This is a genomic window from Protofrankia sp. CiT1 (assembly GCF_917627335.1).
In the GTDB taxonomy this organism is placed as follows: domain Bacteria; phylum Actinomycetota; class Actinomycetes; order Frankiales; family Frankiaceae; genus Protofrankia.
In genome coordinates this window covers 9,736-15,583 of record NZ_CAKJTP010000065.1, presented here as the reverse complement: position 1 = coordinate 15,583, position 5,848 = coordinate 9,736, and the positions used below count along the sequence as shown (strand labels likewise).

Sequence of the window (5,848 nt, the reverse complement as noted above, 5' to 3'; positions counted from 1 at the left end):
CGCTCTAAGACAGTTCTCAGGATGGGCCAGCAGGCTCGGTCGGAAACGGTGCCGGCAGTGCCGCCGGGCCGTCGTCCCTCAACCGCCTGCCGACCGAAAGCGCGGAGCCATGTATCTGAAGATCTTCGGATTGCCCGCCCATCCACTGGTGGTGCACGCCACCGCCGTGCTCGTCCCGCTGGCCGCGCTGGTCGTGGCCGCGGTCGCGCTGTGGCCGGCGCTACACCGGCGCCTCGGGCCGCTGCCGCTCGGGCTCGCGGCCGTTGCGCTCGCGCTGGTTCCGCTCACCACATCGACCGGTGATCAGCTTGAGGCGCGGCTGCCGGAATCGCCGCTCATCGCCCGGCACGCGGAACTCGCGGACGGGCTCCTGCCGTGGGTCTTCGGGCTGTTCACCATCTCGGTGTTCGTGACGTGGCTTGACCGGAGGCTGCGGAAAGCCACCGCGGTGACGGAACAGCTGGCCAGCTCGCCGGCCGTGGCTGTGGACGTGCCAGTCGTCGCCGGCGCGGCGAGCCGGCCGGCCGGGACCGCGGGCACGGCGGCAAGCCAGCCGAGTGGGGAACAGCGTCAGTCCACCGCCCCCACCGCGGCTGCCACGGCAGCCGGCGGCAACCCGGTCGCGCTGCGGCTCGTGGCCGCGCTCCTCGCGGTGGTCGCCGCGACCGGTACGGTCGTACAGGTGGTACGGATCGGCGACGCTGGCGCCAAGGCCGCGTGGTCCGACGTCCCTGCCGCGCCCCGCCCCGACGCGGACGGGGGGTGATCTCGTCTGCCTGACCGCCTGACCGCCTGACCGCTCGCCCGACGTCAGAGCTACCGCCAGACCGTACGGAGGTCCTGCATCCGGTGAACGCCCCGGCCGGGCACCAGCCCCGGCTGCTCCTCGTCGAAGACGAACGCGCGCTCGCGGGACTGCTTGCGGGGGTCCTCGGGGAGTCCGGCTACGCGGTCGAGCTGGCCACCGACGGCCAGCAGGGGCTGCATCTCGGCCTGACCCGCCGTTACGACGTCGCCATCCTCGACCGGGGCCTGCCCGTGCTGGACGGCATTGACCTGCTCCGGGCGCTACGCCGACGCGGTGTCGCGGTTCCGGTGCTGGTCCTCACCGCCCGGACCGCCATCGCCGACCGGGTCCAGGGCCTCGACGCCGGTGCCGAGGACTACCTCGGCAAGCCGTTCGACCTCGACGAGCTCCTCGCTCGGCTGCGGGCGCTGCGCCGTATCCATCTCGCGGAAGCGAACCTCCTCCCCCTGCCCGATGGTCGCAGCCTGCACGTGGCCGACAGGTCCGTCCGGCTCCCCGATGCCAGCCCGCTGGTGCTGTCCGAACGCGAGTGCGAGCTGCTCGCCGTCCTCGCCACCAGGCCAGGGCAGGTCTTCGAGCGTGACGAGCTGCGCCGCCGGGTATTCCCGGACGCCGACCCGTCCGTCGTCGACGTCTACGTCCACTACCTGCGACGCAAGCTGGGGCGGTCGATCGTGCGCACCATCCGCGGCGTCGGCTACCGGCTCGGGGAGCCGGGATGACCCGAATCGGCGGGCCACGGCCGTCCCCGCCCGTCGTGCTCCGGGGACGGCCTGCCAGGCGGCCCCGGCGCGCGGGTGGCATGAGCGCCGATGACCAGCTGCTGGCGGCGGCCCGCCGCCGGCTCACCGGCCAGGTGGCTCTTGCCGTGTCGGCGGCGATCCTGATGGTCGTGAGCGTCGCCTATTTGATCGTCAGCTATGAGCAGCGGCAGGACGTCGACCGCCAGCTGCGCTCGGCCGCGGCCCGCGCCGAGGACGTCGACGATCCCCCGGACGGCATAACGCTCTTCCTCCGTCAGGCGGGCGAACCGCTGCAGGCAAGCCATGGTGCCCCGGCCAACCTCGCGGACCTGGCCTCGATCGATGCGACTGCCCGGGATGGTGTCACCCGGTCCACCCAGCACCGGCTGGGCCAGGGTGACACCTACAAAATGATCACTGTCCGGCGAGACGGCCTCATCATCCAGACGGCGTTCGATCTCAGTGACCTGAACCGACAGACCGACCGGCTGCTACTCGGCCTCGGCTTCGCGGGCGTCTCGGGGATCGGCGCGGTCCTGATGGTCAGCATCACGGTCGGGCGTCGTGCGGTCGCGCCGCTGCGGGATGCGCTCGACCGCCAACGCCAGTTCGTCGCCGATGCCGCGCACGAGCTACGGACCCCGCTCACGCTGTTGCACACCCGCGCCCAGGTGTTCGAACGCGCCGCGGGCAAGGCCGGCGTGCCCGCTCTCGCCGCCGAGGCGGGTGAGATCGTCGCGGACAGCCGCCGGCTCGCGGATATCGTTGAGGATCTGCTGGTATCCGCCGAACTCGCGCACAGCCCCGGTCGGCGAACCCCGGTGGATCTCGGCCGGGTCGCGCACGAGGTCGCCGCGGCCGCGCAGGCGTACGCCGCCGAACTGGGCGTGACACTCACCGTCACGGTCGCCGATCTGACCGCTGGCAGGGCGATGCCGGCTGAGGCAGACCGTCGCGCGGTCGTTCTCGGCGCTGAGCCGGCACTGCGCCGGGCCGTCTCCGCGCTGCTGGACAACGCGCTCGGGCACACCCAGAGCGACGGATCGGTGACCATGACAGTGGCTCCGGCGAACCCGAGTGGCGTTGTCACCCTGCGGATCACAGATACCGGGCAGGGGCTCGAGCCGACCGCCGCTGACGATCTCTTCACCCGCTTCCACCGTGGCCAGCAAGTCGGTGACCGGCGCCGGTTCGGTCTCGGCCTGGCCCTCGTCCAGGAGATCGCGGCGAACCACGGCGGGACGGTCACGGCGGCAGGCGCGGTGGGCCGCGGCGCCACGTTCACGCTCTCCCTCCCGGCGGCTGGGGAGCACGACAGCCCGTCCGCCGCGGCGCAGGCCCGCTTCACCTATGGACGCCACTCCCATGCGTGAGAACGGAGAGCGGCTTCCGCGTTACCACGGCTCATCGATGATCTTCTTACGGCGTGTTCCGGAGTTCCTCATCCATCGCCACGCGACGCACACGCCCCAGCCCCACCCCTTGATCCACACCTTGTTGCCGGGCGCTCTTATCGAAAATCTTCTTGTCAGCCGCGGCGTTGGCGAGCAGCTCCTCAGCGTGCCCGTGGGCCAGGGCGCTCTCCTCGACGCCCGCGAGCATCCGGGACAGTTCCCGCACCCGGCCGGCATCGTCGAGCGTCACCACGCCGCTGCGGGTCACCGAACCGTCGTCCGCCTTCGTCACCACCAAGTGCCGGTCCGCGAAGGCCGCAACCTGCGGCAGGTGAGTGATACAGATCACCTGATGGGTCCGCGCGAGCCGGGCCAGCCGGCGGCCGACCTCGACCGCGGCACGCCCGCCCACCCCGGTGTCGACCTCGTCGAACACCATTGTCGTGGTCGTGTCGGCGGTGGCGAGCACGACCTCGATAGCCAGCATGATCCGGGACAGCTCACCGCCGGAGGCCCCCTTGTGCACCGGGCGTGCCGGTGCGCCCGGATGCGGCACCAGGCGCAGTTCGACCTCGTCAGCCCCGGTCGGCCCATAGGCGACGAGCTGGCCGTCCACGGGTATGCCAGCGGGATCCGCGCGCTGGGAGACAACCGCCTCGACCCGGGCCCTGGGCATCGCCAGACCCGCAAGTTCAGCGGCCACCGCCGCGGCGAACCTGTCCGCGGCGGCACGGCGAGCCGTGCTGATCTCAGTGGCATGCGTGCTGAGGTCAGCCACCAGCCGGTCGCGTTCGGACGCCAGCTCCCCGGCCCGGTCGCCATCGGAGTCGATCTCAAGCAGGCGCCGCCCGGCCTGCTCCGCCCATGCCAGGACCCCCGGCAGATCGGTGCCGTGCGCTCGGGCAAGGCCCGCGAGAGCCGCCTTGCGGGCCTGCACGGTGGCAAGGCGGCCAGGATCGGACTCGACGCCGGCCGCGTAGGAGGCGAGGTCCGCGGCGACGTCGGCGAGCAGCATCCCGACCTCGTGCAGGCGGTCAGCCAGGTCGGCAAGATCCTGGTCGAGGGACGCCTGCGCGGCGACCAGCCGATGAGCGGCGCCCAGCAGGTCGACGGCGCCCGGCGTATCGTCACCGGCCGCGGGGTCGCTCACCAGCACCGTGTGCGCGCCGCTGGCGGCCTGCATCAGCGTCTCGGCGTGTTCCAACCGGCGCAGCTCGGTGTCCACCGCCGTGTCCTCGCCGGGATACGGGTCAACTCGTTCGATCTCCGCGAGGCCGCCGCGCAGGATCTCCGCCTCGGCCGACCGCTCCCGGGCCCGTTCGGTGATCTCGGCAAGCAGGCTGGAGACCCTGCGCAATCGCGTGTAGACGGTGGTGTAAGCCACCAGCGGCCGCTCCACCGCGGCACCCGCGAACCGGTCGAGGGCACCGCGCTGCTCACCAGCACGCAGCAACCGTTGCTGGTCGGACTGGCCGTGCACCGCGATCAGCCCGTCGGTGATCTCGGCAAGGAGACTGGCCGGGACAGACCGGCCGCCGATGTGCGCCCGGGAGCGGCCTTCCTCGGTCAAGGTCCGGCCGATGAGCAGGCTGTCGTCGTCGCACTCGCCGCCCGCGTCCCGGACCCGTTCGGCCAGCGGGCTGCCAGCCGGGGTGACCAGCCGCCCGTCGACGAAGGCCCGCCCCACGCCGGGACGCACCAGACCGGCATCCGCACGCCCGCCGGTGAGAAGCCCGAGCCCCTGGACAATCATGGTCTTGCCAGCGCCGGTCTCACCGCTGACCACGGTGAGACCGGGCGCGAGCTCGAGCACAGCGTCGTCGATGACCCCGAGGCCGCGAATGCGAATTTCCTCGAGCACAGACGTGACTCTATGGCGTGTCCCGTCCTCGGTAACGGGCGCACCCGAGATCCCGGCCTCGGCGACGGGCACAGGCCGCGAAGAAGCATCCACTCGTGTCAGGTCCTCGTCCGCCCCCGCCAGCCTGTCACCGGCAGGTCGAACTTGGCCACCAGCCGGTCGGTGAACGGCCGCGGGTGCACCACGGCGAGCCGTACCGGCCGGCGCCCCCGCGTCACCTCGACCAGGGAGCGTTCCGCGACCTCCACCGAGCGCCGCCCGTCGCAGGACAGCACGGCCGGGGTCGAGGGCAGCACCTCGATGGCGACCGACGAGGTGGGAGCCAGCACCAGGGGGCGGGCGAACAGCGCGTGGGCGCTGATCGGCGCGACCAGCAGGGCCTCGACGCCCGGCCACAGGACCGGGCCGCCAACCGAGAACGCGTACGCCGTCGATCCGGTGGGGGTCGAACAGATCATGCCGTCACAGCCCCACCGGGACAGCGGACGGTTGTCGACCTCGACAACGCATTCCAGCATCCGGGACCGATCGACCTTCTCCAGCGACACCTCGTTGAGAGCCCAGCCGCGGTACGTGGGCTCGCCGTGGTAGCGAACCGTCACGTCAACGGTCATCCGCTCCTCGACCTGGTAATCCTTGCGGACGACATGGTCGACCGTGGACTCCAGCGCGTCCGGTTCAGCCTCGGCGAGAAAGCCGACATGGCCGAGGTTGACACCGAGCAGCGGGGCGTCGGCGCCGCGCGCAAGCTCCGCGCCGCGCAGCAGGCTGCCGTCCCCGCCGAGAACGAGGACAAGCTCGACCCCGAACGCCGCGGCCCCGTCGGGCGGGACGACGTTGGCACAGCGCAGGTCGAGCAGGTCGGCCTCGTCGCGCAGCACCCGCGGCGCGACTCCGGCGGCGACAAACTGATCCAGGACACGCTGGGCGACCTCACGCACCGCCGAACGGCGGGGATGGGTCACGACCAGGACCTCCCGGCTCACCCGTGCACCTCTCCGGGCTGACCGGACAGGCCCGGCCCACAGTCGCCGCCGCCGGC

The 5,848-nt window shown here is 72.1% G+C and carries 5 protein-coding genes; 3 read left to right on the top strand and 2 right to left on the bottom strand.

The annotated features are described in order from the left end of the window. Positions 1-109 precede the first annotated feature (109 nt). From MJ785_RS12555 to MJ785_RS12545, 3 genes are all read left to right on the top strand, one after another. A complete protein-coding gene (locus MJ785_RS12555) occupies positions 110-766 on the top strand; it encodes a DUF2231 domain-containing protein (RefSeq protein WP_239380981.1) in 657 nt (218 codons plus the stop codon). An 83-nt stretch (positions 767-849) separates the two neighbouring features. Continuing rightward, positions 850-1,530, top strand: coding sequence for a response regulator transcription factor (locus MJ785_RS12550; protein WP_239313609.1), 681 nt, complete (start codon positions 850-852; stop codon positions 1,528-1,530). A gap of 80 nt (positions 1,531-1,610) precedes the next feature. Further along, a complete protein-coding gene (locus MJ785_RS12545) occupies positions 1,611-2,924 on the top strand; it encodes a cell wall metabolism sensor histidine kinase WalK (protein WP_239380979.1) in 1,314 nt (437 codons plus the stop codon). A gap of 46 nt (positions 2,925-2,970) precedes the next feature. Here MJ785_RS12545 and recN read toward each other — a convergent pair whose 3' ends face one another. Further along, positions 2,971-4,806, bottom strand: a complete 1,836-nt coding sequence (gene recN / locus MJ785_RS12540) for a DNA repair protein RecN (RefSeq protein WP_239380970.1) — start codon at positions 4,804-4,806, stop codon at positions 2,971-2,973. Positions 4,807-4,904: 98 nt separating this feature from the next. Further along, a complete protein-coding gene (locus tag MJ785_RS12535) occupies positions 4,905-5,792 on the bottom strand; it encodes an NAD kinase (RefSeq protein ID WP_239312138.1) in 888 nt (295 codons plus the stop codon). Positions 5,793-5,848: the final 56 nt, after the last annotated feature.